49 protein-coding genes are annotated in these 26,650 nt (G+C 64.0%); 20 read left to right on the top strand and 29 right to left on the bottom strand.

Translation table 11 applies throughout. From position 1 onward, the window contains the following. Positions 1-73: 73 nt before the first annotated feature. From E7V67_011585 to E7V67_011510, 16 genes are all read right to left on the bottom strand, one after another. Positions 74-718, bottom strand: a complete 645-nt coding sequence (locus E7V67_011585) for a phage tail protein (protein WUR15711.1) — start codon at positions 716-718, stop codon at positions 74-76. Positions 719-834: 116 nt separating this feature from the next. Then, positions 835-1,191: a DUF3168 domain-containing protein gene (locus E7V67_011580; protein WUR15710.1), complete on the bottom strand. Its 357-nt coding sequence runs from the start codon at positions 1,189-1,191 to the stop codon at positions 835-837. Next, a complete protein-coding gene (locus tag E7V67_011575) occupies positions 1,188-1,649 on the bottom strand; it encodes a hypothetical protein (protein ID WUR15709.1) in 462 nt (153 codons plus the stop codon). Before E7V67_011575 ends, E7V67_011580 begins: the two co-directional genes overlap by 4 nt. Next, positions 1,646-1,951, bottom strand: coding sequence for a phage head closure protein (locus tag E7V67_011570; GenBank protein WUR15708.1), 306 nt, complete (start codon positions 1,949-1,951; stop codon positions 1,646-1,648). Before E7V67_011570 ends, E7V67_011575 begins: the two co-directional genes overlap by 4 nt. A 3-nt stretch (positions 1,952-1,954) precedes the next feature. Beyond that, a complete protein-coding gene (locus tag E7V67_011565; GenBank protein ID WUR15707.1) occupies positions 1,955-2,524 on the bottom strand; it encodes a hypothetical protein in 570 nt (189 codons plus the stop codon). Between the two features lie 2 nt (positions 2,525-2,526). After that, the gene (locus E7V67_011560) at positions 2,527-2,805 is read right to left on the bottom strand and encodes a hypothetical protein (GenBank protein ID WUR15706.1); all 279 of its coding nucleotides are present in this window, start codon (positions 2,803-2,805) and stop codon (positions 2,527-2,529) included. Positions 2,806-2,853: 48 nt separating this feature from the next. Beyond that, positions 2,854-4,071 (bottom strand): phage major capsid protein, encoded by a 1,218-nt coding sequence (locus tag E7V67_011555; GenBank protein ID WUR15705.1) that lies wholly within the window; start codon positions 4,069-4,071, stop codon positions 2,854-2,856. Positions 4,072-4,141: 70 nt separating this feature from the next. Next, the gene (locus tag E7V67_011550; protein WUR15704.1) at positions 4,142-4,843 is read right to left on the bottom strand and encodes a Clp protease ClpP; all 702 of its coding nucleotides are present in this window, start codon (positions 4,841-4,843) and stop codon (positions 4,142-4,144) included. After that, positions 4,812-6,095 (bottom strand): phage portal protein, encoded by a 1,284-nt coding sequence (locus tag E7V67_011545; protein ID WUR15703.1) that lies wholly within the window; start codon positions 6,093-6,095, stop codon positions 4,812-4,814. The genes E7V67_011550 and E7V67_011545 overlap by 32 nt, the downstream gene beginning before the upstream one ends. Further along, a complete protein-coding gene (locus E7V67_011540) occupies positions 6,092-7,774 on the bottom strand; it encodes a terminase large subunit (GenBank protein ID WUR15702.1) in 1,683 nt (560 codons plus the stop codon). Before E7V67_011540 ends, E7V67_011545 begins: the two co-directional genes overlap by 4 nt. 10 nt (positions 7,775-7,784) lie before the next feature. Continuing rightward, on the bottom strand, positions 7,785-8,090 hold the full coding sequence (locus E7V67_011535; GenBank protein WUR15701.1) for a hypothetical protein: 306 nt from the start codon (positions 8,088-8,090) through the stop codon (positions 7,785-7,787). Between the two features lie 97 nt (positions 8,091-8,187). Further along, positions 8,188-8,697 (bottom strand): HNH endonuclease, encoded by a 510-nt coding sequence (locus E7V67_011530; GenBank protein ID WUR15700.1) that lies wholly within the window; start codon positions 8,695-8,697, stop codon positions 8,188-8,190. Positions 8,698-8,708: 11 nt separating this feature from the next. Continuing rightward, positions 8,709-9,014, bottom strand: coding sequence for an HNH endonuclease signature motif containing protein (locus tag E7V67_011525; protein ID WUR15699.1), 306 nt, complete (start codon positions 9,012-9,014; stop codon positions 8,709-8,711). Between the two features lies 1 nt (position 9,015). Next, complete coding sequence (locus E7V67_011520; protein ID WUR15698.1) at positions 9,016-10,335, bottom strand: SGNH/GDSL hydrolase family protein; 1,320 nt, start codon at positions 10,333-10,335, stop codon at positions 9,016-9,018. A gap of 326 nt (positions 10,336-10,661) precedes the next feature. Next, complete coding sequence (locus tag E7V67_011515) at positions 10,662-10,784, bottom strand: hypothetical protein (protein WUR15697.1); 123 nt, start codon at positions 10,782-10,784, stop codon at positions 10,662-10,664. Between the two features lie 71 nt (positions 10,785-10,855). Next, positions 10,856-11,296, bottom strand: coding sequence for a phage protein NinX family protein (locus tag E7V67_011510; GenBank protein WUR15696.1), 441 nt, complete (start codon positions 11,294-11,296; stop codon positions 10,856-10,858). A gap of 324 nt (positions 11,297-11,620) precedes the next feature. On the opposite strand from E7V67_011510, the gene E7V67_011505 reads away from it, so the two are divergent. Then, positions 11,621-11,767, top strand: a complete 147-nt coding sequence (locus E7V67_011505) for a hypothetical protein (protein WUR15695.1) — start codon at positions 11,621-11,623, stop codon at positions 11,765-11,767. 106 nt (positions 11,768-11,873) lie between these two features. Here the strand turns inward: E7V67_011505 and E7V67_011500 are convergent, their stop codons facing one another. The 13 genes from E7V67_011500 to E7V67_011440 all read right to left on the bottom strand — a co-directional run bounded on the left by E7V67_011500 (position 11,874) and on the right by E7V67_011440 (position 17,379). Next, on the bottom strand, positions 11,874-12,221 hold the full coding sequence (locus E7V67_011500; GenBank protein ID WUR15694.1) for a hypothetical protein: 348 nt from the start codon (positions 12,219-12,221) through the stop codon (positions 11,874-11,876). After that, positions 12,218-12,559: a hypothetical protein gene (locus E7V67_011495; protein WUR15693.1), complete on the bottom strand. Its 342-nt coding sequence runs from the start codon at positions 12,557-12,559 to the stop codon at positions 12,218-12,220. Before E7V67_011495 ends, E7V67_011500 begins: the two co-directional genes overlap by 4 nt. Continuing rightward, complete coding sequence (locus E7V67_011490; GenBank protein WUR15692.1) at positions 12,556-12,915, bottom strand: RusA family crossover junction endodeoxyribonuclease; 360 nt, start codon at positions 12,913-12,915, stop codon at positions 12,556-12,558. Before E7V67_011490 ends, E7V67_011495 begins: the two co-directional genes overlap by 4 nt. Next, positions 12,912-13,325: a nuclease domain-containing protein gene (locus E7V67_011485; protein ID WUR15691.1), complete on the bottom strand. Its 414-nt coding sequence runs from the start codon at positions 13,323-13,325 to the stop codon at positions 12,912-12,914. Before E7V67_011485 ends, E7V67_011490 begins: the two co-directional genes overlap by 4 nt. Continuing rightward, a complete protein-coding gene (locus E7V67_011480) occupies positions 13,322-13,633 on the bottom strand; it encodes a Gp49 family protein (GenBank protein WUR15690.1) in 312 nt (103 codons plus the stop codon). Before E7V67_011480 ends, E7V67_011485 begins: the two co-directional genes overlap by 4 nt. Positions 13,634-13,664: 31 nt before the next feature. Further along, entirely contained in the window at positions 13,665-14,465 is an 801-nt protein-coding gene (locus E7V67_011475) for a hypothetical protein (GenBank protein ID WUR15689.1), read from the bottom strand. A gap of 30 nt (positions 14,466-14,495) precedes the next feature. Further along, a complete protein-coding gene (locus E7V67_011470) occupies positions 14,496-15,203 on the bottom strand; it encodes a hypothetical protein (GenBank protein ID WUR15688.1) in 708 nt (235 codons plus the stop codon). Then, positions 15,169-16,017, bottom strand: coding sequence for a hypothetical protein (locus E7V67_011465; protein WUR15687.1), 849 nt, complete (start codon positions 16,015-16,017; stop codon positions 15,169-15,171). Before E7V67_011465 ends, E7V67_011470 begins: the two co-directional genes overlap by 35 nt. A gap of 22 nt (positions 16,018-16,039) precedes the next feature. Continuing rightward, positions 16,040-16,441 (bottom strand): hypothetical protein, encoded by a 402-nt coding sequence (locus tag E7V67_011460; GenBank protein ID WUR15686.1) that lies wholly within the window; start codon positions 16,439-16,441, stop codon positions 16,040-16,042. Then, positions 16,438-16,611: a hypothetical protein gene (locus E7V67_011455; GenBank protein ID WUR15685.1), complete on the bottom strand. Its 174-nt coding sequence runs from the start codon at positions 16,609-16,611 to the stop codon at positions 16,438-16,440. The genes E7V67_011460 and E7V67_011455 overlap by 4 nt, the downstream gene beginning before the upstream one ends. Beyond that, positions 16,611-16,802 (bottom strand): hypothetical protein, encoded by a 192-nt coding sequence (locus E7V67_011450; GenBank protein WUR15684.1) that lies wholly within the window; start codon positions 16,800-16,802, stop codon positions 16,611-16,613. The genes E7V67_011455 and E7V67_011450 overlap by 1 nt, the downstream gene beginning before the upstream one ends. Before the next feature lie 55 nt (positions 16,803-16,857). After that, entirely contained in the window at positions 16,858-17,103 is a 246-nt protein-coding gene (locus E7V67_011445) for a hypothetical protein (GenBank protein WUR15683.1), read from the bottom strand. Positions 17,104-17,175: 72 nt separating this feature from the next. Beyond that, positions 17,176-17,379 (bottom strand): helix-turn-helix transcriptional regulator, encoded by a 204-nt coding sequence (locus tag E7V67_011440; GenBank protein ID WUR15682.1) that lies wholly within the window; start codon positions 17,377-17,379, stop codon positions 17,176-17,178. A gap of 52 nt (positions 17,380-17,431) precedes the next feature. On the opposite strand from E7V67_011440, the gene E7V67_011435 reads away from it, so the two are divergent. From E7V67_011435 to E7V67_011345, 19 genes are all read left to right on the top strand, one after another. Then, positions 17,432-18,163, top strand: a complete 732-nt coding sequence (locus E7V67_011435) for a S24 family peptidase (protein WUR16263.1) — start codon at positions 17,432-17,434, stop codon at positions 18,161-18,163. Next, positions 18,163-18,444, top strand: coding sequence for a hypothetical protein (locus E7V67_011430; GenBank protein WUR15681.1), 282 nt, complete (start codon positions 18,163-18,165; stop codon positions 18,442-18,444). Before E7V67_011435 ends, E7V67_011430 begins: the two co-directional genes overlap by 1 nt. Positions 18,445-18,484: 40 nt before the next feature. Next, positions 18,485-19,180: a hypothetical protein gene (locus tag E7V67_011425; protein WUR15680.1), complete on the top strand. Its 696-nt coding sequence runs from the start codon at positions 18,485-18,487 to the stop codon at positions 19,178-19,180. Positions 19,181-19,237: 57 nt separating this feature from the next. Further along, positions 19,238-19,429, top strand: coding sequence for a hypothetical protein (locus E7V67_011420; GenBank protein WUR15679.1), 192 nt, complete (start codon positions 19,238-19,240; stop codon positions 19,427-19,429). 82 nt (positions 19,430-19,511) lie between these two features. Then, positions 19,512-19,943, top strand: coding sequence for a hypothetical protein (locus E7V67_011415; GenBank protein ID WUR15678.1), 432 nt, complete (start codon positions 19,512-19,514; stop codon positions 19,941-19,943). A gap of 144 nt (positions 19,944-20,087) precedes the next feature. Beyond that, the gene (locus E7V67_011410; GenBank protein ID WUR15677.1) at positions 20,088-20,360 is read left to right on the top strand and encodes a hypothetical protein; all 273 of its coding nucleotides are present in this window, start codon (positions 20,088-20,090) and stop codon (positions 20,358-20,360) included. Between the two features lie 168 nt (positions 20,361-20,528). Then, a complete protein-coding gene (locus tag E7V67_011405) occupies positions 20,529-20,936 on the top strand; it encodes a hypothetical protein (protein WUR15676.1) in 408 nt (135 codons plus the stop codon). 76 nt (positions 20,937-21,012) lie between these two features. Beyond that, positions 21,013-21,348: a hypothetical protein gene (locus tag E7V67_011400; protein ID WUR15675.1), complete on the top strand. Its 336-nt coding sequence runs from the start codon at positions 21,013-21,015 to the stop codon at positions 21,346-21,348. 89 nt (positions 21,349-21,437) lie between these two features. Beyond that, on the top strand, positions 21,438-21,701 hold the full coding sequence (locus E7V67_011395) for a hypothetical protein (GenBank protein WUR15674.1): 264 nt from the start codon (positions 21,438-21,440) through the stop codon (positions 21,699-21,701). Between the two features lie 151 nt (positions 21,702-21,852). Next, positions 21,853-22,611: a phage recombination protein Bet gene (bet, locus tag E7V67_011390; GenBank protein WUR15673.1), complete on the top strand. Its 759-nt coding sequence runs from the start codon at positions 21,853-21,855 to the stop codon at positions 22,609-22,611. Further along, on the top strand, positions 22,604-23,251 hold the full coding sequence (locus tag E7V67_011385) for a YqaJ viral recombinase family protein (protein WUR15672.1): 648 nt from the start codon (positions 22,604-22,606) through the stop codon (positions 23,249-23,251). Before bet ends, E7V67_011385 begins: the two co-directional genes overlap by 8 nt. Next, positions 23,248-23,418 carry a hypothetical protein gene (locus E7V67_011380; GenBank protein WUR15671.1) on the top strand — a complete coding sequence of 57 codons (171 nt, stop codon included), beginning with the start codon at positions 23,248-23,250 and terminating at the stop codon, positions 23,416-23,418. Before E7V67_011385 ends, E7V67_011380 begins: the two co-directional genes overlap by 4 nt. Continuing rightward, positions 23,415-23,840, top strand: a complete 426-nt coding sequence (locus tag E7V67_011375; GenBank protein ID WUR15670.1) for a recombination protein NinB — start codon at positions 23,415-23,417, stop codon at positions 23,838-23,840. Before E7V67_011380 ends, E7V67_011375 begins: the two co-directional genes overlap by 4 nt. Next, on the top strand, positions 23,821-24,096 hold the full coding sequence (locus tag E7V67_011370) for a hypothetical protein (GenBank protein ID WUR15669.1): 276 nt from the start codon (positions 23,821-23,823) through the stop codon (positions 24,094-24,096). Before E7V67_011375 ends, E7V67_011370 begins: the two co-directional genes overlap by 20 nt. Continuing rightward, positions 24,093-24,278: a hypothetical protein gene (locus E7V67_011365; GenBank protein ID WUR15668.1), complete on the top strand. Its 186-nt coding sequence runs from the start codon at positions 24,093-24,095 to the stop codon at positions 24,276-24,278. Before E7V67_011370 ends, E7V67_011365 begins: the two co-directional genes overlap by 4 nt. Next, positions 24,275-24,589 carry a hypothetical protein gene (locus tag E7V67_011360; GenBank protein ID WUR15667.1) on the top strand — a complete coding sequence of 105 codons (315 nt, stop codon included), beginning with the start codon at positions 24,275-24,277 and terminating at the stop codon, positions 24,587-24,589. Before E7V67_011365 ends, E7V67_011360 begins: the two co-directional genes overlap by 4 nt. Then, positions 24,586-25,428, top strand: a complete 843-nt coding sequence (locus tag E7V67_011355) for a DUF551 domain-containing protein (GenBank protein WUR15666.1) — start codon at positions 24,586-24,588, stop codon at positions 25,426-25,428. The genes E7V67_011360 and E7V67_011355 overlap by 4 nt, the downstream gene beginning before the upstream one ends. Continuing rightward, the gene (locus tag E7V67_011350; GenBank protein ID WUR15665.1) at positions 25,425-25,706 is read left to right on the top strand and encodes a hypothetical protein; all 282 of its coding nucleotides are present in this window, start codon (positions 25,425-25,427) and stop codon (positions 25,704-25,706) included. The genes E7V67_011355 and E7V67_011350 overlap by 4 nt, the downstream gene beginning before the upstream one ends. Continuing rightward, complete coding sequence (locus tag E7V67_011345) at positions 25,703-26,530, top strand: hypothetical protein (protein WUR15664.1); 828 nt, start codon at positions 25,703-25,705, stop codon at positions 26,528-26,530. The genes E7V67_011350 and E7V67_011345 overlap by 4 nt, the downstream gene beginning before the upstream one ends. The last annotated feature ends 120 nt before the right edge of the window (positions 26,531-26,650 follow it).

The raw sequence follows: 26,650 nt of genomic DNA, 5'->3' as shown, positions 1-26,650 counted from the left end.
GAGGAAAAAGACCCGACCGGAGCTACCGGCCGGGCGTGAAAACCCGCGTGAGTGCGGGCCAGGGAGAGACAGATCAGTTCGCGTAGCGCACTGGACGGTTCAGCAGGGCATAGCCGGCTTTCACGGCCATCAGGTTGCCCTTGGTCATCGACGGCGTTTCGTCGAAGGCGACCAGGGTGTTGTAGAGGATCACGCCACCCTGCGGCAGCGCCGCACGCAGGCCGGTGACGGCACGCGTGGTGGCCGCTTTCAGCAGCGCGGCGTGGTGCGGCAGCGACGGGTCGTCGGCGATGGTCATCGCGATGGACTGCGCCGAAGTGGTCGTCGGGATCTGCGAATCGAAGTCCTGCTCCAGGAACGAGTAGGTCTGGTACTGCGGCTCGCCGCCGGAGCTGGTGTTTTCCAGCACCTGCGTGATCTGCTGCCAGGTGTTGATCTTGCGGATCGAGCCGGTACCGGAGCCGGCCGGGAACAGGGTCGTCAGCGTCGTATCGAAGCCTTCCAGCGTCACGGTGCTGCCGGTCGCCGCCTTCAGGCGGAACAGGCGAGCGTTCGCGCGCGACCAGCCGCTCGAGTACTCGACGATATCGCCAGCCGACAGCGTGTTGGTGACGGTCAGCACGCACTCGGCCGCGTTAGATGCGCCGGTGACGGACAGCGGGTTCGCGTAGCTATTCGCGATGGAAAAAGTAGTGCCATTGGGGAGAGATACAGCCACGGTGGTTCCTTTCGGGCGAAAAAAAGGCCGCTGGTGGGCGGCCGGGTTGTGCCCACTGAGGGCTGGAAAAGAAAAAGCCCGCGCGGGGCGGGCTGGTTATCGGTTTGGTGGCGGGCTCAAACGTCGGTCCACACTGAAAAATCCTGGATCGTGCCGTGGTAGCCCGTGCTCGGTTCGTGCGTGGTCATGGGCGCGCCGATGACGATCGTCTGCAGCTCCAGCACCCCGCGCAGCGCGTTCTCGGCTTGGCGCGCGATGGCCTTGGCTTCCGCTCGTGTTTTCGAATAGACGTTGACCTGCACCCGCGCGTTTGCTTTGCTGGGCAGCGTGCGGTCGACGAAGTTCACGGCGTCGCCGCCGATGTCCTGGTACGTGATGTACGGCACTGCGGTGCCCTCCTTGGCGATGCCCGGATACACGCGGCCACCGACCAGATCCTTGAGCGCGCCGAAGAACAGCTCGTCCTGTGTCACGTTGCACCTCCCACCCGCGTTAGCGCCTCTCCGATTGCCGCCTTGCCTGCGTTGATCGCGTCTGGCACCCTGGCCATTGACCGACGCAGGAACGAGTTAGCGCCGGCGTTGCGCGTGCCAAACTCCACCATGAAGCCGTACGGGCACTTTCGATGGTTCCAGGACACGCGGTAAAGCTTGAGCGATTTACTGGACCGCTCGGGCGAGAATTTCCGGTAGATCGAGTCGTGCAGTGTGCCCGGCTGGAACAGGTACTTCGTACCGTTCACCCGGAACTGCGTGCCGTGGAACCAGTGGGCACGCTCAGACCTCGGCGCCAGCAAGCGCGCCTCGGTGTAGACGACGCGCGCCATCGCTGCGACGCCCGACATGGCCACGTCGTCCTGCACCTGCTCGCCGAACTCGGCCAGGCGCTCGCGCAGGCCGGCCAGCTCGGAAATATCGACGGTAAAGCTCATGAGGTTCCTTTCGTGCACATCAGCAGCGTGGTGTCGCGGCCTTCATCGAGCACCGCCTGGACGTCGTACACGATGACGCCGCGTAGCACGCGCATGCCAGCCGTAATGCCGGCGCGGCGCCAAATGCGGATTTTGGTCGTGACCTCGGACCGCTCGGCGCCGGCCACGACGTACTCCCGACCGGTGATGTCACGGATGTCGGCCCACACGGTGGCGACGTCGGTCCAGGTATCGACCGGCTGGCCGTCCGACGCCTGGCCCTCAGCGCGCTGCTGGATGGTGATCCTGCTGTTCTTCGGCATGGGTCACCCATACACGGTCAGGGGCGCCAGGATGCCGGCCAGCTGTTCCAGCGTCGGCGCGTGCATCGGCGGGCAATACTCCAGCTCCAGGCGCGCCAGGATGTACTGGCGGGCCGGCGCCGGCGTCTTGCCCGGCTCGTTCCCGTAGCCGGCCGTGCACGTGATCGTCACCGCACGCGGCCGCGCCATCGCCGCCGGCCAGGTCGTGCCCGGTACCGGCGCCAGGAACGTGCGGTACCGCTCCTGCACGATCTCGTACGCGCTGCCGACCAGCGTGCGCTCGACGCCGGCCGGGTCGAAGTACTTCACCGACTGCACCGCCAGCACCGGGTGCGGCAGGCGGATGATCGGCTCGTCGGCGCCGCACGCGCGCGGGAACTCGTCCAGCGTCACGCGCCAGGCCTGCTCCATGAAGCAGTGGCCGGTCGCGTGCTCTGTCTCCGCGATCAGGCCCTGCAGCGACAGCGTGAGCTGTCCGTCCAGGCCGTCATCTGCGCTGGCGCGGATCTTCTCGCGCGCGTCGGCCAGGGAAACCGCCAGCACGTCCGGCGGTGTTGTGCAGACGGCGGCCATGGTCAGTACGCCTGCGACAGCGCGTAGGCGACGGCGGATGCGTCAGCGTCCAGCACGTCGGGGCGGTCCTGCACCAGCTGGGCCGGCACGTCGACCACGTCGTTCGGCGCGCCCAGGTCGCAGGCGCACAGCACGCGCGCGCGGACCAGCTGCGGGCCGGCCGGCACTTCGGGTACCGGCGCCGGCGTCTCGGACTGCACGGGCGCCAGGTCGGCGCCAGCCGTGGCCAGCGTCTCGTCGACGACGTCCGGCGCCTGCGCTTCGGTTTTTGCTTTTGCCATTTCGGCTCCTTGTGATGGCGGCCAGCCGCAGCTGGCCGCCGGTTACGATCAGGATGCGGAGTGCTGGAACAGCTTGATGCCGTTCGCGTCCAGCAGGTTGCCGCCGGCGCGCGCCCAGCCCAGGAAGCCAACTTGACCTTTGGACAGGTAGAACGAGTCCTCGAAGCGGAACAGGATCAGGTCGAGCACGTCGCGGATCATGTACTTCGAGAAGTCGCCGTAACCGATCGTCTTGGCGTTGGCTGCCGGTTGCGGCATGTCGTTGTTGATGACGACGTCCTCGCCCAGCAGCTGCGCCGGGATGCCGGATTTGATGCCCATCTCGTATGCTTCTGCCCAGATCGGACGGTTCGAGCTGTCCTTCAGCTTCCGGACAGCCTTGCGCGTCTGTTGGTGCATCATGAAGCGGCAGGTGCCGGCATCCTTGTACGCTTGGTCGATCGACTCCTGCAGGTCGACCAGGTCTTCCCACGTCGGCGCTACCGTGGTGCCAGTGGCGCCGATCTTGCCGGCGCCTGCGGCGGTGACGAAGCCCGTCGGCTGGCCGATGCCGGTGCCGGTCGTGAAGCCCTTGTTCATCGTGCGGCCCAGGCGATCGCGCTGACGCTTCGTCACCATGGCGATGATGTCGATCGAGCTGTCCTGCAGCAGCTCCATGGGGATCGTGATGATCTTCGTGCTCGCCTTGAATGCGGCCAGGCCGACGGTGCCGAAACTCGGGTCGGCGGACGAGGCCTGCGTGTTCTCTGGGATCCACTCGCCTTCCTCCGAGGTGCCATCCGACGTCGGGTAGCCCAGCGGATTACCCTGGCTGGTGGTGATGCTGCTGGCGACGCCGCGCATGCCACCGTAGGCCTTCAGAGCGTCGATCAGCTCCTTCGCCACGTCCGTCTGCACGGTGTAGCCGCCCTGCGAGCCGGTACCGGTCGAAGTGACGTTGCGGACCTTCTGCAACTCTTCGCTCGTCAGCGCGGAAGGACCGTGGCGCACCAGCTTGGCGAACAGCGCACGGCCTTCTGCTTCGGCCTTGTTCTCCGGCGCGCGGCGGAACTGGTCGACGTCCTTGTGATCCTTCTCGACTTCCAGGGCCATGACGCGTTCGACTGCTGCGATTTCGTTCTCGATCGCGTCGATTTCGTCCGAGCGCTTGTCGAAGATGGCTTGGTCTTCCTTCGACCAGACGCGGTCGCCCTTCTGTTCCAGTTGGTTACGTGCTTCGCGCGCCAGGTTCTGACGTTGCTCGCGCAGTGCTTGAATGGATTTCATCCGATTTCCTTTTCGATAGGCGTAAAAAAAGCCGCTCCGGGCGGCTGGGGTGGTGGATTGCGCGAGCGCGTTATCCGATTTCGTGCAGGCGGAGGCGGTTCCAATTGCGCTGCTTCAGGGCCTCCACTTCAGGGTCGTTTGCGGCCGGCGGCGGCGACGGCGGGCGCGGGGCGTTCTTGTACGCCGACAGGTCCCACGCGTTCTTCGCGCTGGCGGTCTCGCTGACCGAGTCGGCGAAGCCGTGTTCGACCGCCTCCTTGGCGGTGAACCAGGTTTCGGCATCCATCCAGGCAGCCAACTGGTCGCGCGGCTGGCCGGTACGGCGCTCGTAGTCGTCGAGGATCGAACCATCGATCTTCTCCAACAGGCCGGCCGTGGTGCGCAGGTCGTCCTTGTTCCCGTAGGCCATCGTCCAGGCGTTGTGGATCATGTAGAAAGCGCCCTGCGCGATCGTCACCGAGGCGCAGGCGGCCGTCACGTACGTGGCAGCGCTGGCTGCAACACCCTCGATCACCGCGTGCACGTTGCCGTGCTGCGCGATTGCGGCGGCCATGGCGCGGCCGTCGAACACGTCGCCGCCTGGCGAGTTCACGCGCAGGGTGACCTTCTTGCCGGCCAGGCCCGCCAGCGCCGTGTTGAAGTCGGTCGCGCTCACGCCCCAGTATGGGTCGATCACGTCGTACAGCAACAGCGTGTCGGGCTCGTTCGCTGCCGCGATCCGCGCCGGCTCACGCCGCGCGTTATTGCGGATCAGTTGCACCAGCTGTTTCATCGTTGGCCTTCCCTTTCTGTTCAGTTTGCGATGCCTTTTCGGGCCGATACAGGACGTTTCCGCCCGCAATGGGCGGCAAATTCTTGGTTTTCCGGATCTCATTGATCGTCATCCAGCCCGGCCCCTGCGAGCCGCCGACAGCCTGGCGCATGTACTCGCCTTCGGCCTTCGAGTCGCCGGCCATCAGGGCCTCCATCCTGTGCTCGACGAATGGCGACGCCCGGCGGAACAGCTTGCGGTTCAGCTCCTGGCGGATGCGTGTGATGTAGGGCTGCAGGGCGAACTTGACGAACCCAATCGTCATCTGTTCTACGCCCGAGCCCCAGGAGCTGGTAGTCTCCTGCGCTCCGATCATGTGCGGCGGCACGCCAAAGGCGCGCGCGATGTCGATCACCTGGAACTTGCGCGATTCGAGCAGCTGGGCGTCGCCAGCCGTCATGCTCATCTCCTGGACTTCAAGTCCCTCTGTCAGCACCATCGGCGTGCCGGCGTTGTTGGCACCGGCATACTTCTTCTTGTACTCGTTGCGCAGCTGCTCGACCTGCTCGTCGCGCATCTTGCCGGGAGACTTGATCACGTGCTTCGGCGCGGCGCCGTTGGCAAAGAAGCTGGCCGAGAAGGTGTCGGCCGCCAGCGCAACGCCGATGGACTGGAAGCCGGCCCACTGGATCACCGACATGCTGCGCGTGCCGTTGAAGCCGAAGCCGGCGAAGTGCAGCATGTCGTCCTGGTGCACGGGGCGGGAAACGCCAGTGTCGTCGGTCACCGTGTACAGCAGGCTGTCGGCCACGCGCTGCACCTGCACCAGGTCCGGGTGGTGCGGTCGCAGCGCCTTCACGTCGGCGCCGCGGCGTACGATCTCGACAAAGCCGTCGCCGCGCAAGCAGATCGACTTGATCACCCACTCCCACATCGAAGCGGCGGTCCAGTTGTTGATCGGCTGCTCGTTCAGCAGCCACCACAGATCGGGGCTGATCGACTCCCGCTCGCCGTCATGCTCGCGGTAGACGGCCACCGGGATCGACGCCACGGCGCCGGCCAGCAGCCGCACCGCCGCGTAGACGGCTGACACGCGCATCGCCGTGTCGGGCGTCACCGCGTGGCCGGATGCCGAGCGTTCGCCGCCCAGCACCGCGATCACCTGCGGATCGCCGGACCGAACTACGGTCATAGCGTCCTGCGGGCGCGGCTGCTCCTCGCGCCAGTGCTCGGTGGCCTCCAGCACGTCGAAAATTTCGAAGTCTTTCTTCACAGGGATACGAAGCCTTGGTCGATTACTGCGTTTTGGGATTGGGGGTTCAAGGCCATCAGCGACACCGCGCAGAACACGGCCATCAGCGGGTCGATCTTGGCCTTGCCTGAGGCCTGTTTCGTGATCAGGATCGCGTTGCCCTTGTCCTCGACACGGGCATTGCCGACGCACCAGGCCATCATTGGCCGGCCGCCGTGCAGCAGCTCACGGCCGGCGACCTTCCGTTCCGTGGTCTTGATCGCGCCGTTCAGCCGGAAGCCTTGCGAAATCGCGATGATCTGGTCCATCGTCACGCCGCGCGCGTCGGTTATCAGCTCGTCGACGACATCACCGATGCCGGCGGCGTCAACGCCGATGCCCTTCACGTCAGGCAGCAGGCCCGAGTCGCGCACCCGGCAGATCAGGTCCGCCACGGCCATGACATCGTCGCCCGGGTTGTCGACCAAGGTCAGGTCGCCTTCCTTCTGGAAGTCCAGCAGCCGCGGCGCGATCTCCTTCCGGCGCTCGAGCGCGATGTTGTGCGCCCAGGCGTGACACCACAGCAGCCACTTGCCGGTCTCGCGCTCGCGACCCAGCACGGCCAGGCCCAGCAGGTCGTCCAGGCCGCCGCCGTCGATGCCGATGACGGCCACTTCCGACCGCTCCAGCAGCGTGTCCAGCGTGATCGACGTGTCCGCCGCCGCTTCCCAGAAGTCGGCGCCGGCCCAGCGGTCGCTCCGAAGGTTCAGGCCGATTTCGACGTTCAGGTGCTTCGCCAGGAACTCCTTGAACTCCTGTTCGCCACCCTCCTTGGCCTGGCTGTGCAGCTGGGTGATGCGCTCGATGTCCACCGACACGCCCCAGTTCGGGTTCGTGACGTAAGCGTTCTCGAGCTTCTCGTACGCCTTCGCCTCCAGCATCGCAGGCGGGAATTCGTAGATCACTGGCAGGAACTTCGGGTCGTGGACGCGTCCGTCGCGCACCTTCCGGGCGTAGTCCAGCTTCGCCTTGAAGACGCCGGCGGGCGGCTCGTTCGACTGGGTGGTCGCATAGATAACGAAGCCTTCCGGCCGAGACGCCAGGCCGCCAGTCGCCTCCAGCAGCATGTTCGAGGCCTTGGCCTGCTTGCCAAACTCGTGCAGCTCGTCGACGAACACGAACGACGCCTTCTTTCCCGACACGGTGTCGCTGTCGGCCGCGACCACCTTCAGCGTCGCGCCCGTCTCGCGGTCCGTAATCGTCCGGAAGTAATCCTGAACCTTGAGCCGCGCCTTCAATTCATCGTCGGCATTGATAAAGTCGCGGATCGGCTTGTAGCTGTTATCCGCGATCTCCTTCGTTGGACTAAGAATCAGCAGTTCGGCCGACTGGCGCCAGTTCATCAGTAGGGCGCCGAGCATGATCTTGCCGGCGTCCGTACTCTTGCCGTTCTTCTTCGAGATCATCAGGAAGAACTCGTTGATCAGGCGTCGGCCTGTCTCAGGGTCTTCCGATCCGAAGATCGCCTTGATGAAGTCCCGGCTCCAAGGCAGCGTGGAATCCCGCACCAGAGGCTGACCGGCGACGTCGACAAGCCTGAAGCCGCCGATCATTTCCCACGCTTCTTCGGCAACCTCGGGGAACAAAGGCGGCAGCGCGATCAAGGATTCGCGCGCCACGATCCGGCGCTCCCAATCCGGACACGCCGTCGTGTACTTCATGTAGCAGCTCCTAGTGTTTCACTGCGGCGCCCGGGCCGCGCCGCGCCGCGTACCTGCCGATACCGGCTGCCGGAGCGTCGGGCTTCTCCGGCTTGCCGCCCTCGCCCAGCTTCTTGTGCTTGAACGGCGCCGCCGCCTGCGCAGCCTTCAGCCGTAATGCGACGGGCACCTCCGGATCGTTCATGAAGAATTCCAGCACCTGCAGCGGCGTCATGCCCTCGGTCGAGGCCGAATATTCGGCGCCCTCGTTCTCCGGATTCTTCTTCCGGCCGGCGCCGGGGCGCGCGCCGCCGCTCTTTCCTTTAACACCTGCCATTTGAATTCCATTTGAATGGGGGGATTTTTTTGCGCGTGGGGATACATGCGGTGTCCGGCGCGCGCGGCCTCAGACTTTTGGCCCCCGGGGGGGGGTATCACGAACCGAGGTGCGACCAGCGCTGACCGTAGGCCAACCGCGAGGGGTAGTACGCGCTGACGCCGTAGTCCTTTGCGATTGCAGGTGACCGCTCTCCAGCCGCAACACGTCGGCGAATGGTCTGCACGTCCTCCTCGCTCAACCGGCGGTGGTGGGCCAGCAGCCCAGGGCCTATCGTCCCGTGCGCTATTGCATCAGCACTGTTCTGCCTTGGCGTGCCCCATGCGAGGTTCTCGATCCGGTTGTCCGTGCTATTGCCGTTCAGGTGGCGTGCGTGCATCCCGTCATCGGCCTGTCCTGCGAATGCCATCAGCACGAGGCGATGCACCGGCTGCGGCCTTGCCTGAACCTTGCCGCTCTTGCGCGTTCTCAGCGTGGCCTGCAGGTAACCGTTACGGTCCCACATGCTGATGGCGCGCATCTCACCGGAGCGATCCGAGTAGATCGCGCCTGCTGCGGTCGCAAAGTATCCTGGCCATCCGGGGATGGCCTTCAGTTCGTCGTTCATGGGGTTGTCCTTCAGTAGCCGCGTGCGCGCTCGTTCGCCTCCTGTGCGGTCTTGTCTTGGTGGCAAGGATCACACAGGGTTTGTTTGTTCTCAGGCTCATCGCTGCCGCCCTTCCACAGCGGGACGATGTGATCGACCACGCTGCCCAGGGCGCCACACTTTCGGCACAGACCGCAGTCCCGCGCCTTGATGGCCGCTCGGTCCTTCACCCCTGCGCTGCCCCGCTTCCGCTCGATGCGGCCGGGCTGCTGGGTGAGCACCGGCACGCGGGCGGTGGCCACGGCCGACAGCCGCGGCTTGAGCGTCTTGAGGCGCACGTCAGTAGAGGATCTGCTTCAGCAGCGCAGCCAGGCCGGCACCCATCACGCTGCCACCCTGCGCCCCGTAGTGGATGCCGTTGCCGTTGTCGTTCATGCCCGGCAGCCAGCGCGCGGGAGACGCACGGTTGGATACCAGCGGCTCGACGTCGAACACCCACAGGCCCGACGCAAAAGCTCGATCACGGTTCTGCAGGCGGAAGTTGTCCTTCGCCACGTTGGTGCTGTTGTCCGGCATCGGCGTCACCAGGATGACCAAGCAGCCGGCCGCCTGCGCGTACGCAACGAGGTCCATGCACGCCGCCCATTGCGCGTCGATCTCAGCCTGGTTGTCGTAGCTGCCACCGCCAGCGACGTTCGGCGTGAACGCGGGGATCAGAACCACGTCCGGCTTCACCATGTCGATAAACGCCTTGCCGCGCGGGCCGAACCGGGCGAACGTATTGCCCGAGATTGCGCAGTTCACCAGGTCGATGGCCATGCCCTCGTCTTGCAGCTGGCGAATCGCCTTGAAGGCGTAGCTGAGCCGGCCACTGGAGCCGTCGATGACGGAGTCACCACCCATCAGGCTGTCGCCCATCGCCAGCACGGTGATACCGGACTGGTCGTAGACGAACTTGACCATTGCCGGGATCAGGAAGTTCAGCCGCGGCGCGTTGACGTTGAACAGGTTCTGATTCACCGAGCAGTAGTCGCCGCCGCCGGTCTGGTACACCTGCATCGGCCAGTCAGGGTTGGCTGCGTCGTAAGCCGTGCTGAAGTTCGGGATGCTGGCGTACGACGGAGTTTTGCCCACCGCGTGCGTGCGGATCATCGCCAGAGGGTATCGGCCGTCGATGCGCTTGACGGAGCGGCACGGCAGAATGCCAGTCGAGCCGTAAGCCGGCAAATCAGTCGTGCCAGTCGTTGGCAGGGTTACAGATGGGCCGACGTACCAGGGCTCAGTCGGGGTCATCGGCACCGTGAGCGAAGCCGACGCGGCAACCGCCGTGTGGTCGTAGGTCACATCGACGCCTTGCGCTGCCGCGTAGAACACCTCGATCCCACTGAAGGCCCGCGCTGCAGCCATCGTCAGGTGCCAAGTCGTGTTGGTCGACACCGACGCCTCTTTCGGAGGCGAGAATGCAGTGCAGCCCACCACCTTGCGCCGCGGGGCGAAACGTGGCGCCAGGGCGGCGGCCGGCGGAATATACGGAACGCCGCCCGTCAGATCGGTCGTGGCCATCTTCGCCGTGACCAGGCCGGCCTCGGTGGCGGCGTCGAGCGTGACGATGGCACCCGCGGGCTGGTTGCCGCGCGCGCAGAGTAGTTTGATGGTCATGTGGTCGTGGCCCTATCGGCGCCGGCTGCCCCGGCGTGGTGTTGGTCAAAAAAATGGCCCGGCGATCTTTCGAAGGCCGGGCCGTGGAAACTCCGCTGACAAGGCGGAGCATGAAGTGATCGGTGGTGGATGAGCGGCGGCGCCTGGACGGCGGCGATGCGCGTCAGCTCCAGCTGGGCCAGGATGCGCGCCCACCGTTTGTCGTCCTCGTAGGAAAGGCGGTGCATGCTGGCTCCGTGGGAATGGTGCCGGTTACAGCGTCCGGCGCCGGCCGCAGGTCATGCGCTCGGCTGGTCCGGCCGGTGCCGGGGCTTGGTGCTCGTGATTTACTTCCAGCGGACGCCGATGCGGCCCTGCAGCCAATAGGCATACGCCCAGGTGCGGCCGATCATCAGCGTCGGAATCAGTGCGGTCGAGGTGAAGCCACCCCAGTCAGCGAAGAATTTCATGGCGAGCTCCAATGCAAAAGGCCCCGCGTCATCGCTGATCGCGGGGCCTTCGGTTGTTCGGGTGGGCGGTGCTATGCGGTGCGGATGGGCGCTTCGTCGACGTCATCACCGAACGCGGCGCGCGCCACGGCGCGGCAGATCGCTTGCAGCGGGGTGGCGCTCTCTTCGCCCAAAAAGTCGTCTTGGTAGGTGTCGATGTAGTGGGAGTCGCCGTTTGCGAAAGCGACCCATACTTCCGGCGTACCGTACGAACTCCAGCGCACCACAGAGAGCCCGTGTTTCTGCTGCAACGGCCCGCCCTGCGCCCAGTCCGTCGAGTAGCGCAGTGCCTCGACGGGCACGTCTCGCGCATCTGACTGATCCGGGCCAAGCATCACCGTTCGCACGGTGCGCACGCAATGCGCCTCCGTGCTGCGCTGGATGCCCCGGATCTGCAAGTTCTCGGCCGGCATCCCCTCGGCGCGTGCCACCCAGTAGTCCAGCTGGGCGCCGGTCAGTTCCGATACCTTCATGCGATCCTCGTTTATATGGGGTGTGGCGGCCGGCGCTGATCTCCGGCTTTTGCAGTGAGTCGGGCGTGACGTTCCCTATTGGCTGCAATGGCGTTGTCACCACGCGTAGCGCACCAGCCTGCGCGTTCACCACACATGGCACCTCTGGGCGGGCCTCCTCGCGGTAACCCGCCAGGCTGCCAAGCTCTCGCTTCCAGAGCATGCCACGTGTGGAGACTGGTTGCGCCAGTCAGGCGTTCAGCAGCATAGCGGAAAACCCGCCAGAGGAAATAGCGCGCGAATCCAACGAGACTGGACGCTCTTCAACTTCAAGGCCGATCCGCCATGCAAAAAAAACGTACCCAGGCGCTCAATTTCTGGACTGTCGAGCTGCTGAAACTGCTTCCCAGCGTCCTCAATTTCGTCAACACCATGCACCCGCACTTTCACGCGCGCGGATGGTGCGACTACCTGGCGATGCTGTTGAACTAATGCGCAAAAAAGCCCGCGACCTTTCGGGGCGGGCTTCGTGTGCTCCAGGGCTATCTGCCAAGTGAGCTATTTTCTAGACGCAATATTGACATCTAACATCAATATCCTAATTGAAATATCTCTTGGTTGCAACATTTTTGTTCAGCTTGGGAAATAGTTTCGTCTCGGCTGCAACAAGTGCGTCAGGAAGCGAGCGCTCCGGGAACATCCAGACGGTCGCCAGCCCGAATGCCTTACGCACTGCCCAGCGCTCGTATGCGGGCAGCTCGCTCACCATGACGTCAACGGCCTCGCCGCACGCCATCAGCTCCTTCACGTCCTGGGGGTTGGCGTCGCCGGTGGAGAACGGCTTGTCGTCCAGCCGCATCCAGTGCGCCCAGGTCTTCATGACGCGGTTGAATGGGGTGTCGGCCTCGGGCGCGGTCTCGATAGCGCGGTTCAGTGCTTCGCTCATGGCTGGCCTCCAACGTGCTGCAGCAGCTTCCGCCCGTGAATCCAGCCGCAGTGCCAGGCCATGCTCTGGTCGTGGGCGCCGCCGGGCGTGCAGTGCGGGTTGTCGAGCATGTCGTCGCCGTCGATGGCGGCCATGGCGCCGGCGTGGAACGGCGTGCCAGCCGTAGCGATCAGGGCAGCGCGTGCGCTGTCGCGGGCCAGCTCGCGCTGCTGGGCCTCCTGCGCCTCCTTCATGTCGCGCTCGGCCTCGGTGCCGGCGCCCCACACGTTGATGACGACCAGGCCGACGACGAGGATGGCGAGGAAGATGGCGATGGCGGTTTGCGGGTTGTTGGTCATGCGGTCTCCTTCAGTTCGGTGATGACGACCTTCACGAGGCCGCCCTTGATGACTTCGCGGCGCACCAGGTGCAGATCGTCGATTTGCTCGTCGTCCGCCCACACGCCTGCGTGCGTCAGGGCGTCCTGCAGGCTCTTCGCCCGGTTGTCCAGATCCTGGCCGCGGCGGTCTGCCGGGTGGATGGCGACGAACAGGGCCACCCTCCCCTCCAGCTTCGGCGTGCCGGCCGCCGCGACGATGTCGGCCACCGCCTTCCGGAACGCGAGGCCCGCGGGCTTGACGAACCGGCCGCCGCGCGGGCGCATGCCGTAGTAGGTGTTGATGGTGGGCGGCAGCGGCAAGGTCAGCGCGATCATGCGAGCAGCCCTTTCGCACGCAGCACCTCGTGCGTGCGCTGAACCGCGTGCCGGAAGTAGTCCTGCACCTGGTCGTATGTCATGCCCTCCGGGCGCGGGCGCCGGCCGTCCAGCACGTCATGGCAGTCGGAGCAGCCGAAGCACGCCGCGGTGTCCGGCGCCTTCAGGCCGAAGCCTTTGCCGTCGGCCAGGCTGTTCGAGTGGCACAGCACGACCGTGGCCGGGTCGCCGTTGCAGACGCCCAGGAGCTGCAGCGTGCAGTCCTGGCCACGGGCGGCGCGGCGGATGGGCGTCATCTTGGGGCGGCTGGACTTGATGGCGCGTGCCCGGACGTCGGCCAGCGGCTTCGTGTTGCGTTTGAACGCCGTGCGGCGCAGCGGCTGGCGGCGGACGAGGGTCGGCAGCGTCATGCGCCCTCCCCGCCCTGATGCGCCAGCTCGTACGAGATGCGATACGCCTCGCGGTCCCACAGCGCCTCGCGCGCCTTCTTGGCCGCTTCCGCGATCGCCAGCTTGCGGCTGGTCGCCTCGTCGAACGAGCCGCTGTCCAGGCAGCCGGAACTGGCCGTCGCGACGACGTAGCCCCACGGCAGGCTGGCCGTAGCCGTCGTGCTGGCGGAGTTCGGCGTGCGCGTGGTCGTGTAGCGCATGGTCGCCATCAGGGCGTCGATCCGCTCGGGCGTGACGCGCGGCGCCTGGTGCTGGGTGGTGTCGGTCATGTGGGTCCTTTCGTCTGTTTTCGTCATGCGTTCAAGAGAGTCCATGCTGCTGCTGCCACTCGCGGAACCTGGCCATTGCCAAGGGCTTTAATTCGGTCCACCCGATGGGCCACCCCATCAGCCACTCGACCCACTCCGGGCTCAGCTGGCCAGGCTCTTGCTGCCGCACAGCCCCAACCAGTCCGTTGCGTGGGTCTGATGCGTTGAAGTTGCCACGCTTCTCCGCATCGTTGGCCTTGGGCGTCGGCCAGCGCCTCGCGGACACGGCCTCGATAAGCGTCCCGCCCTCCCTGCCCTTGCGAGGCGTCACACGGCCGCCCTTCGTGCCAAGCGACGCTGTTGGCGTAGGCCATAATCCAGATCCGCTCTCGCAGATGGGGAGCGCCGGTATCTGCCGCAGATACGACACCCCATTCAGCATCGAACCCCATCGCGGCCAGGTCTCCGAGAACTCGTCCGAGCCCCCGAGAAGTGAGCATTGGGGAGTTCTCCACGTAGACGCCCCGCTTGGGTCGTACTTCGCGAATGATCCGCGCCATGTGGGTCCACAGGCCGGATCGTTCGCCATCGATGCCAGCGCCGGCTCCAGCTGCGCTGATGTCCTGACAGGGAAAGCCGCCAGATACGACATCAACAATTCCACGCCATGGCCGGCCGTCAAAAGTTGTAACGTCAGACCAAATCGGGAAAGGTCGGAGGCATCCATCGTTTTGTCGTTGCGCCAAAACTTGTGCTGCGTAGGCGTCACGTTCAACTGCGACGACGGTGCGCCAGCCAAGGAGGTGCCCGCCGAGTATTCCTCCACCAGCGCCTGCGAAAAGAGCCAGCTCATTCAGTGTTCCTTCTTCGTTTTGGTTGTTGATCACGCTGGCACCTCGGCCTTCATGTCCAGCGCCTGGCGCGCGAACCGCGATTGGATCGGCAACAGCGTTTCGCCGGCGGCCTCGCGCTCCAGCAGCTTGCGGGCCCAGCCTCGGGCGTCGCGGCCGGCGGAATCCTTGACGACCGTGCTGGCATTCAACTCGCGCAGCCGGCGCGATGCTTCCTCGCGGCTGGTCTTCGTCTTGCCCGGCGCCGGCAGCGCGACCATGGCCTGCGGAATCTCGGGCCACTCGCCCTTGTCCATCTGCTCCGTCAGCGCGGCTTCCCAGCGCTGCTTGAGCTGGCTGTACGTCTGCTCGCGCAGCTCGAACGACAGCGGCATGGCGGCCCAGTAGATGGCCGGATGCGACCACTTACCGTACTCGCCGCCGGCGCGGGCCTGCACGCCGGCCACAGCCTCGTAGTAGGCCGCCGTCGCGTCGAGCGGGCGCCGGCACAGCTTCTTGAACTCGGGCAGGGTCGGCGGCCAGTCGCGCGTGCTGAGGGCATCCAGGCCGCGCTTGAGCTCCGCGCCGGTGTAGCCGGCCAGCTCGCGCGACCAGTGCGCGATCAGCGTGTTCGTGTCGGCGCCGCCCCACTGGTCGGAGAACTTCTTGCCATAGTCCAGCAGCATCCGCTGGAACAGCCGTTCGACCCAGGTTTCGGGCAGCGATTCAGTTGATGTCGATGATGCGAGGCTGAGGGTCATGGCTTTGCTTTCCGTTGATGCGGTCCAGGAGGGTTTGCGTGTTCGCTTGCTGGGCCTGCCGCGGCGACGCGCGGGCACCGTTGGCGCCGCCGGCCTGCACCTTCGCGGCGTCGGCAGACCAGCGGTTCAGGATCGCCACCACGTAGCCCAGGCCGATACGCTCGCCGGGCTTGGCACCTTTCGCCTCCGCGCAGGCGGCCGCAGCCGTCTCTGGCGTGACCCCTTGCGCAGCCAGGGCGGCAAGGCGAGGGTCTGCAGGTTGGCAGTCGATGCCAGCGCGGCGCATTGCGATCGACAGCAGCGTCGCTGGAGCAGGAGGAACCCCGTCCCCAGCGCGCGCAGCGGGCACTTCCGGGGGCAACTCCGGTTGATCCGCTCCGCTGGCTGCCGAAGACGGTTCTTCTTCTTTCTCTTTCTCTTCTCTTTCTCTAGGTAACGCACCGCTAACGGACTGACCCGATTCTGGTAACGCTGCCTGCGTTACCTTCGCGTTACCCTTATGGTTTGCCACGCGCTTCGCCGTCTGAGCGCGCGATTTGGCAGAAGCGCCGTTGTGCTCATCGAATCGCGAGACGGTAACGCCCTCATCGTTTTCGCTCAGCCAGCCGATGACGATCAGGGCCTTGCCCAAGCCAGAGACACCGGTCTTGCGGTCGATGGTGCGCGTGGTCATCCCGTGCAGCAGGCCATCGGAGGAATGCTGGTCTGCGGTTGCCCACAGCCAGTACAGGCCGCCGATGACGGCCGCTTCGGACTGGTCGGTCTCTTCGACCAAGCGCGCGACACGTGGGTCGTCCCACAGGTTGCTGCGCATCTTTATCCAGTCACCGGCCACGTCAGCCCTCCCCGCTCAGGATGCCGGCCAGCATGCCGGTGCGGACAGGGGCGCCGAACAGGGCGGCCACGAACGGGTCACGGACGGCGTTGGATGGATAGGCGGTGACGGTGGACTGGCGCGGGTCGTCGCGGTGCACGCGCTTCGGTACCGGTGCGTATGGCGTCGGGCCGGCGTGCCAGACGTACAGCACGCCCTGGCGCAGCTGGACGTCTTGATGGTGGATGCGGCCGGCGTCCTGCAGCAGGCGCAGGCGGACGCGGATCGCGTCGACGCTCCAGCCGGTCAGGATGACCAGCTCGCGGATGGTGCGCGGCTGCTTCTCCAGCAGGCCGACCAAGTGCTCCTGCAGCGCGCGGATTGGCACGATCGCCAGGTCGTCAGGGTCGAAGAGCGCGGTCATGGCTCGGCGCCTTCCAGCTGCTGGGCGGCCACGCTGTCATACCCGCGCAGCCAGTCATGCAGCGCGCGGGCGTCATGGTTCATGACGTGGGAGTCGCGCGGCTCACCGCGGAGCGCGGCCTTCTCGCCGTGTTTGAACTGCTGGTTCTGGATCATGATCGACAGGTCCATCACGCGCCCGCCTCGTCGATGGCCTTGCGCAAGTTCTGCCGCGCACGGTACTCCGCGCGCCGGGCAGCAGCAGCCAGCTCGCGGTTGGGGTTCTGCTTGTTGGCGATCGCGTCCTTGTCGATTGCGCGCCAGACGTGCGCCTCGGTGACGATCCTTTCGGCAGCTGCTGCTGGGGTAGTTCGCTGGTTCATGTGTCGTGGGCCTTGTCGTTACGTTGGTAGTTCGAATGTCCATGTGCCCCTCGCATCAAAGACGCATGTGCATGCGCGGGCGTGCTACTCGGGTCGGCAGCAACATGGCCATGTTCTGGCCGTAGACTGGCCGTTCCATGTTTCGCTGCTGACGCTTATGCTTCTGCTCCGCCATCCACTGCTTTGCCAGGTCGCGCAGCAGCGGGCTGTGCTTCTTGTCCGCGATCGCGCACTCTTGATCGAAGTCGAGGTACTCGTCAGCGTTGAGCAGGGTCTTTACGGTGATGTCGCGTGGTGCCATGGTGTTTTCCTTGTGTTCGTGGTTCAGGATTTCGGGGTTGGGAAGTCGGTACTGAGTGCGCCGCTGGCTGGATCAGCTGGGCGGCTTCGTCGCGACCTTGTGCTTTGCGGCCAGGCGCTTCAGTCCGTGGGTGACCTGGTACGACGGCCGGATGACGCCAGCCTTGCCGTGCTCCATGTCGCTTACCGATGTTTGGCTCACACCAATCGCCTTGCCAATCTGCGTTTGGGTCATGCCTGCCAGTCGGAGGCTTTTGATCGTGAAAGGGATGTCCATGCGTAGCAGTATAGGAACTCCGATCTTATCTGTCAATCGGCATTCCTATTTGATGCTGGAAGATAATATCGGTATGTCTATAGGATCGAGAATCAAGGAAGCACGGCGGGCCGCTGGCCTGACGCAGAAGGCGCTGGCCCAGAAAGTGGGCATGGCCCAGGCGACGCTATCCGAACTGGAAACGGGTGAGTCTCAGGGCACGACAATGATCGCGTCGTTTGCCGCAGCGCTCGGCGTCAACGCGCTGTGGCTAGAGACCGGTGCGGGCCCGATGGACCCGACTGTTGGCAGCCGCGCAGATGAGAACTTCGGTCTGCCGCCTGGAACATTCAAGCGCGTGGAAGCCGTCGGGGACGACGACCCACGCCTGACGCTGATTCCTCGCGTCAAGCTTCGCCTATCGGCAGGGATTAACGGCTTCGAGATGGAGCCAGAACGATTCGACGGATCGACTGGTACCGTGCCCACAGATTGGATGCAGAAGCATGGCTACAGCCGCGACAGCTTGATCATGATCAGCGTCAAGGGCGAAAGCATGGAACCATCACTTTACGAGGGCGATTCGGTGGTCATAAACACGGCCGACAAGCGGCCCGTGGACGGAGCTGTCTTCGCTGTGAATTACGAGGGAGAGCCGGTCATCAAGCGGTTCTCGCGCGACGCTGGGCGTTGGTGGCTAATGTCGGACAACCCCGACCAACGAAAATTTCACAAGAAGGTCTGCGACGGTGATGCGTGCATCATCATCGGTCGCATTGTTCGTAAGGAAAGCGAGAGAATCTAATGCACTACGCTGTTGTGAGCCTGCGCGGCGTGCGCATGGCTGTTGTGCTGGTCGAACGTGGTCAGCTTGCCGGAGCGCGCTCCGATGTATTGATTGTTGAACTGCAGGCGCTGCTGGCGATGCCGGTCATGTTGGTAGCGCGTGATGGCGCGAGCTGGAAGGGCGCGAAGGCGAAGGCCCAGTTTGACGCCGAGCCCTACCTGTTCGCACTGCTGTCGAATGGCGAGGATCTGGCGTGGGCGGAGTTGCCAGCGCAAGTCGAGGCTGAGTTACCGTTTTAGGCGACCCGGCACGCTGCGATGCCGAAAACAATTCAATTATATGCCAGTCAATTCCATCAAATTTATTGTAGGTGCAGCCCTTATTTTTGTCGTAGTCGGTTGTCAGAAACAAGAGGGTAAGCCTAGTGGGGCCACTCAACATGTTGCTGATTCCAGCGCCCCTGCGCCGAAACCCGCACAGAACAAGCCGGTTCGCAATGGCCCCTTTGGCCTCGCTGGCGGAATGTCTATTGCCGAGTTGAGCCAGCTGGGGTTTAAGGAATCCGAGACCTCACCTAACGTGTTTGTTGGAAAGCCGCCTAAGCCTTTGGATGGCATAACAGACTATTCGGTTTTCGCCACACCCACTGCGGGAGTGTGCCGAATTCGGGCTAACCATGACGTGGATTTAGTGAATGACTCGGGTGATCAGCTACGCACAAAAGTGGATCAGTATGCCGAGTTGATGAGCGTGAAGTACGGGAAATACTCTACTAAAGTCAACTATACAGGCCGCGAGGTATATCGGAACAACCCACAGTTTTGGATGATGGCGCTTAAAGAGGAGTCGGTTTTTTACGCATATGATTGGTCAACGAAGAAGTTAGAAACGCCACTGCCCGACAAGATGGCAAACATTGAAGTCGCTGCGAACGCGATTTCCACAAGCAAAGGCTATGTTTCTATTCAATATACATATGATAATTTTGAAGTGTGCAGAGAAGAGATGAAGAAAAAATCAGCGACTAATCTGTAAGAGTGTCCGCCCGGCGTTTCGCTGATTCCGCAGAAATGATAGTCGTTAGGAAGGTGTATGGAGACCCCAGAGAAAAAGTTGCTGGTGGAAATCACGCTTATGATGGTCCGTTTGAATCATAGCATTGGTATGCTATCGCTGGATGCCCGTAGTGATATTAGTGAGAAACTAAAGGCAAACTACGAGGAAAATAAGCGTAGCTTCGATGAAATAACCGCGCTTATGAAACAGTGGGGTCAGAATGACTAGTCCGGACAGAAGTTTCACTGAGTTTTTGGAGGGTGTAAAGCGTGATCTTGACAGGGTCGAGACGCAGCCCCATCATAAGGCCATGACAGACCTCTCCCGCGAAGAACACGACGCAAAGCTCCAAACCATTGAGGCTCGGATGGACGGTCGTGTCGCGGCCATCCAAGCCAGCATCGATGGCTTCATGGGGCGCATGGAGGAGCGCTGGGCGCGCGCGGATGAGCGCATGACCCGAATCGAGACGTCGCTTAGTGAGACGACCAGCTACGTTCGAACGCTAAAGCATACGATCATCACAACCGCAATCGGGACAGTATTGGCGATAGTTTTCGGCGTCGCTGCATTCAACGCCACAGTCCTTTCCAATATGCTGGCCTCCTTCGAGTCCGGAAAGAACACGGCAGCAGCTCAGGCTGAGGTGCGCCGGCAGACAGAGGCTACCGATGCACTCCTCAAGCAGTTGCAGCAACAGCTAGACGCGACACGCGCGAAACAGCCGAACGATCAGAAGTAGCCTTTCTCCTGCCTGAACAGCCCCGCCAGCCGGGGCTTTTTTACGTCCACGCTTCAGTGACACCCTGTCGGTTCTGACAGGGCCGATACGAGACGGATAAAAATATCGGTATCCCTATTGACATCAAAGATAGGAACACCGATAATGAACTCCATCGAAACGCGCAACGCAGCGCACCGACCGGAGAAGCAGATGGCCCGCCACCACGACGACCAAGAGCAGTACGAAGCAGCAAGCGCCGACGCGTTCCAGCTGATCTTCGATCGCCTGGTTGCCGAGGGCATCGATGCTGACGCAGCGGCAATGCGGGCCGACGAGGAAGCCGAAGCCGCGGCGAACGGCCAGGTGGCCGCTGCCGAAGCCAACGCCCTGGCCTGCCGCGAGAGCCGCTGGGCCGACGCACACGAATTTGCATGACCGAAAAGGAGCGCCGCACCCCTACATACAACGTGCGGTTTGCCAATCTCCGGGTCAGAAGTAGGAGGGCCGCCTCGGTCACAGAGGACGTAGAGCCTACGCAGCGCTGGCAGCCGGAGAGACGGCACCCATAACCCCGCGCCGGCTGGCGCACCACCTGGAGAAGCCATGAAACGCATCACCGCAATCGCAGCAGCAGTAATCGTAGGCGTGACCGCAGTATCGGCAGCACGTGCCGCAGACGACGTGTACCGCACCAGCGACGGCAAGACGTTCAGCACGCGCAACGTCTTCAAGGTCACCGCGTTCCAGGCCGACACGCGCTACGTGCAGGTCCATTACGCCAACGGCGGTTCCTCGTCCTTCCGCGACACCGATGGTCTGCTGGAGCGCGTGCTGGCGAACCAGCCGGAGCTGACGCAGATCGACGCGACGACGTACGTCAACCCGCTGTACCTGGGCAGTGCGTCGTGCAGCAACGGCAAGTCGGTCGCCTTCGTGCAGACCAGCGTCATGACGATCACCGCGGACGACGGCTGTGCCCTGGTCAACGCCATCGCGGCGAAGGCCAAGTAATCGAACCGGGCCGCCCCACCTCACGGGGCGCCAACAACAACCGCCGGCCGCGCCGGCCCAACACAGGGAGAAGAGGATGGACACCAGCAAGCACACGCCGACGCCGTGGTACGCAAATCTCCAGCCCGATGGCTTTTTCGACATTCAAGACGGCCCCAACCTGAACACGGCAAGCGTGCTGTGTTCTCGTTTCGAGTGGCCAGAGCGAAAGGAAGAAATGCACGCCAACGCCGAGTTCATCGTCCGCGCCTGCAATGCCCATGACCACCTCGTCGCGGCCCTGCAGACGATCCTGGCCACGAAGCCGCAGTACGGCATGAACCCGCAAGCGATCGTCGGCAGTCCGCACGGCATCGACTGGAACGTTCACGCCATTGCCCGCGAAGCCCTGGACGCAGCGGGTGCCGCATGAGCATCCAAGCCATCGCCCTGATCGTAATTCTGCTGGCACTCGGCGCGCCGCGCTGGGCCTTCTGACCACCTGACCGAACGGAGCAGACCATGACACGCAAGCACATCGCAGCACTTGGCAGTTTCGAGCACCACGAGCGTGCAGTAACCGCAGCCCGCGTAGCGCGTGTCATGCGCCGGGCGATGGCGCCGGCCCGGCTGTACCTGATCGCCGTGCAGGTGGCGCCCTGGGATCAGCTGATTTGGCTGCTGGCCCTGGCGCAGGAAGTCACGGGCCGCGAGCTGGCCCGGGCGCACCGTCACCACGTCCGGCTCACCAACAAGGCCACGAAAATTCAAGGAGAACTCGCGTGATCCGCTTCCTCGTCAAGCAATACCAGTTCGGTTGCCGTGTGGGCCTGGGCCCGGTCGGCGCCGTCAAGCGCGCGGTCACTCTGTACCGCAAGGGCTTCTGATTCAACCATTCACCACCACGCCGGCAGAGTCTCGGCAGAAAGGCAACATCGTGAGCAATTCTCTCGTAGTGCAGCAGGCCTCGAAGCTGGCCGGCATCTTCAATATCCCCGAGTCGGAAGACCTGGTGAACGTTCTCAAGGCGACGGCGTTCAAGGGCCAGGTGTCGGACGCGCAGATGACGGCGCTGTTGATCGTGGCGAACCAGTACACGCTGAACCCGTGGACGAAGGAAATCTACGCCTTCCCGGACAAGAACAACGGCATCGTGCCCGTGGTAGGCGTAGACGGCTGGTCGCGCATCATAAACTCGCATCCGCAGTTCGACGGCATGGATTTTGAGCAGGACAACGAGTCGTGCACCTGCATCATGTACCGCAAGGACCGCACCCGCCCTGTGCGGGTCACTGAATACCTGTCCGAGTGCAAGCGCCCTGTCGCACCGTGGCAGTCGCACCCGAAACGCATGCTGCGCCACAAGGCCATGATCCAATGTGCGCGTCTGGCCTTCGGCTTTGTCGGTATCTACGACCAGGACGAGGCCGAGCGCATCGTCGATGTGACCCCGGCGCCGACGCGCCAGAGCGCGGCCACGACGGCCGAGCAGACCATAAGCACCGAACTCACCGCGGACGATACGACGCTGCTGGCGGAGCTGGAGACGATCGCCGCGAAGGGCACGGCCGCGCTCGAAGAGAAATGGTTTGCGATCACGAAGGAGCAGCGCAAGGCACTGGCCGGCCACCTGAATGCGCTGAAGGCCCTCGCCAGCGCGGCGAACGTCACCGACGTGGAGGTGAGCGATGCTTGAACGCCAATCCAACCAGGGCGGCGCCGACTGGCTGCGGGAGCGCGCCGGCCATGCCACCGCATCCTGCTTTGCCGACATCCTGGCGACCGGCCGCAACGGTCAGCCGCTGAAGGCGCGCGAGGACTACCTCATGCGCCTGGTCGTCGAGCGCATCACCGGTGAGCCCGTGCAGACGCCCAGCAGCTACGCCATGCAGTGGGGCACCGAGGCCGAGCCGTATGCGCGCCTGGCCTACGAAGAGCTGACCGGCGCCATCGTGCGCGAGGTGGGCTTTGCCAAGCACCCGGCGCACGCCTGGGTGGGGGCGTCGTCCGACGGCCTGGTGGGCGCGCACGGCGCCATCGAAATCAAGTGCCCGCACAACAGCGCGATCCACCTGCAGACCTGGGAAACCGGCATGCCAGAGCACCACACGCCGCAGGTGCAGGGGCAGATTTGGGTGCTGGGCCTGGACTGGGTGGACTTCTGCTCGTACGACCCGCGCATGCAGATCGGCGCCGAGCACCTGAAGCTGTACCGCCAGCGCATCGAGCGCGATGAGGACTACATCAGCAAGACCCTGACGCCGGCCGTGCTCGCGTTCCTGGCCGAGGTCGAAAGCAAAGTGCAAATGTTCCTGTCCTTCCGGGAGGCCGCATGAAAGACCACGCAACCCTGGCCGACGCCGCCGACGCGCTGGCGTTCGCACCCACCGACGTGCAAATCGTCGACGCGCTCGTCGAGGCATTCGACATCGACCCGCTGATGATCATCGCCCGGCTGATCTGCATGGACTACGTTGCCGTGCGCCGCGAGGTGGCGCCATGACCGAGAAGCGCACCTTCTTCCTGAACCATCGTCAGGCCAGGGCCGGCGCCGCGCACTTTGCCTACAACGCGCCCGACGGCTGGAAAGTCACGTTCTCGGAGCCAAAGCGCAACCTGGCGCAGAACGCCAAGTTCCACGCTATTGCCGGCGACCTTGCTAAGTCCGAGGTGCTGTTCGCCGGGAAGCGCCGAACGTTGGAGCAGTGGAAAGTGCTGCTTGTTTCGGGCCATGCCATCGCAACGCAACAGGGCAGCGAGATAGTGTCGGGTCTAGAAGGCGAGCTGGTGAACCTGCGCGAGAGTACGGCAGATATGTCGAAAGCGCGCAGCGCGAGCCTGATCGAGTACGCCCTGGCCTTCTGCGCGATGCATGGCGTTCGCCTTTCGGCCACGAGCCGCCAGGATGAAGCGGCGCACGCGTGACGTCATCGACCCGACCCGCGTTCAGTTTGCCCAGCTGGAACGCGCGCAGGTTGACGATGACGAGAACGCCGGCTTGAACTGTAGGGGCTGCATGTTCGACAAGCAGACAGCGGCGATATGCAACACGGCGGCGACCGAAGCAGTGAAGCGCGGATTGCGGGATTGCGACGCGCCCGACCAGTTTGGCGACGTCGTGATTTACGTGGCGACGGCCACCGACCCGAGACAGCTTGACCTGATTGGAGACCTGGCATGACCGGAATGACCGAAGAAGAACGCCTGAAAGCCGACGTGATCCGCGCAGCGCGCGCCCTCATCGACCACGCGAACTGCAGCGCGATCTGCGTGCACATGCCGGACAGCGACCAGGTCGTGCTGGCGGGCCCGGTGAACGACTTGCCGGCGCTGCTGGAGCGGGCGCAGGAGGACGACCAGTGACCAACGCCACGCTCGTCAAGCGCCTGACCGACGTCCTGGGCGCGGCATCGATGTGCCAGCTCGGGAAGGACATCGGATTTCACGGCTCGATGGTCTGGCATATGCGGCGAGGCAAACAGGTGACGATGAAGACGCTGCGCCGCATTCACGAGCGAACGCGCATCCCGATCGGCATTTTGGCCGAGTGGTGGCTGGAGGATCAGCCCGACTATCGACCGCCCAAGCCATTCGAACGCGTACACGGCCTGACCCCTGAAATCGAGGCGCGCATGTTCGGCGCCGCACAACAACCTGAACGAGAGACACCATGACGAACAACTACGACGAATTGCTTAAGCTGGCCGAAGCGGCGACGCCAGGGCCGTGGATTCTCAGCAAATACGGCAGTGTGATGGACACCGTGAAGCAGGAAGTCCTGTCGCCAGCCTGGGCCGCGCATGCTGACAAGCTCTACATCGCCGCCGCCAACCCTGCCGTGATCAAGGCGCTGCTGTCCGAGCTGACCGCCCTCCGCGCCGCTGCAAGCGCACCGAAGGCAGAAGTGTCCGACGAGCGCGCAGCTTTTGAGGCGTGGGCGAAGCGCACCCATACACGGCCCGGCACGCACTTCCGCCAATCGCACAACGGCGTCTACACGGATAACCGTATCGCCGCGAAATGGGCGGCGTGGCAAGCCCGCGCCGTGCTGGCCCAGGCCGCGCCCGTGGCGGTGCCTGCCGAACCGATTACGTATCTCCGCTGGTGGGCGCGCCAGATTAACGAGGGGCATGGAAATATCGGACACGAAGAAGGGTACGAGGTTTGCGAGAAGGGTGAAACGAGCGACGACGGCACGCCCGCATTCCCGGTCTTTGCCGCCCCTGCTGCGCCCGTAGCCGCCGCTGTGCCGGCCGGGTGGGTCAGCGTGGATGAGCGGCTGCCAGAGTGTATGCACGAGTGCACATCGAGCGGCTGCGATGTATCGAACACAGTTCTGATCTACGGCGAAACGCTTATGGGCATGAAGGGCACAGGGTTTGGGCATGCACGCGATGACGGCACGTGGGCATGCTACGACGGCGAATACGACCAGATGACCGTCGAAAAGGTCACGCACTGGATGCCGCTCCCGGAACGCCCTGCCGCTCCTGCACCTGGGGCGTCGAAATGATCCGGGCCGAAACCGTCACGGTCTATCACGGCGGCGGCCGGCGCTGGCTCACGCTCAAAGCCGCAGCCAGGCGCGAGGCAGCCGCAGCCGTGCGCAAGCGCTACCCGTGCCAATGCGAGCGCGCGGAATACGATTTCGGCGGCGCGATGGTCTATCCGGGCCTCTCGTGCATCCACCACTCAGGTGATGCGCGGTTCGACAAGATGGTTCGCCGCATGGCCCGCCTGCATGTCGCCGCGTTCCGCGCCACCACCCAAACCGAAAGCGAGAAGCCATGAGCGAACTGAACGAACGAATCGACGAAGCGCAGGAACTCGTCCGCGCTGGCGGCAAGTGGACCGGCAACGAATACGTGTTCGCCACGAAGGACGAAAGCGACGTTGCCATGCTGGACGACCTGCTGACCGACATTGCACGGCTGGCCCGCGTCACTCCAGCACCACAAGCAGCGCCGAGCGAGCTGCTGGGCGAGCTGACAAAGCTGCTGTCTCGCTTCGCCAATGCTCTTTCCAGTGAGCTGATCTACGGCGAAGGTGAGAATGCCAGCATGAAGCGTTGCCGGGAGTACGAGGCGAAAACGCAGGCAGCGCGACAGGATCTGGTGCGCGGGATCGCGGCTGCCATTGCCACCGCCCCCGCCGTCACCCAGGCAGCGCCGAGCGAGCCGGTGGCGAAGCCTGATTACGTGCTGATGCCTGCTCGCCTGACCGCCGAGAACGGCGCAAAGGGCGCGCTGTCCGGCGAGTTCAACGAAGAATTTGACATGGATTGCCAGGAATGCGCCGAGGTTGGCGAAATCTGCGATGACTGCGAGGTATGCGGCGGATCGGGCGTCGAATCGCGCAAGGTTCCCGTGACGTGGGACACCATCAAGAAGGTCTACGCGCGCGCTGTCTCGATCCTCGCCACCCCAGCACCCGCCCAGCAGGCAGAGGGCGATGCGCGGGATGCGGCGCTTGAAGAGGCGGCAGCAGCGATTGAGGAAAAGCGCGTCCGGATCGTCAACAACCCCGAACTGAAGAACGGAATGTGGGACGCCCGACAGATCGTGTTGCAGCTCCGCGCCGCTATCGCTTCCGCCACGACTAGCACGGAGGGGTGATGAGCATTGCATACACAGCAGACGTGTTCTGTGATGGCGACGATTGCAGTCAATGGACGCACGGCGTTACCTGCTCACGGCCTCCAACAAAAGCGCAGGCACGGAATGAACACTCTCCAC

It is taken from the genome of [Empedobacter] haloabium (genome assembly GCA_008011715.2).
GTDB lineage: Bacteria > Pseudomonadota > Gammaproteobacteria > Burkholderiales > Burkholderiaceae_D > Rugamonas > Rugamonas haloabia.
This window is presented reverse-complemented; position numbering and strand designations above follow the sequence as displayed.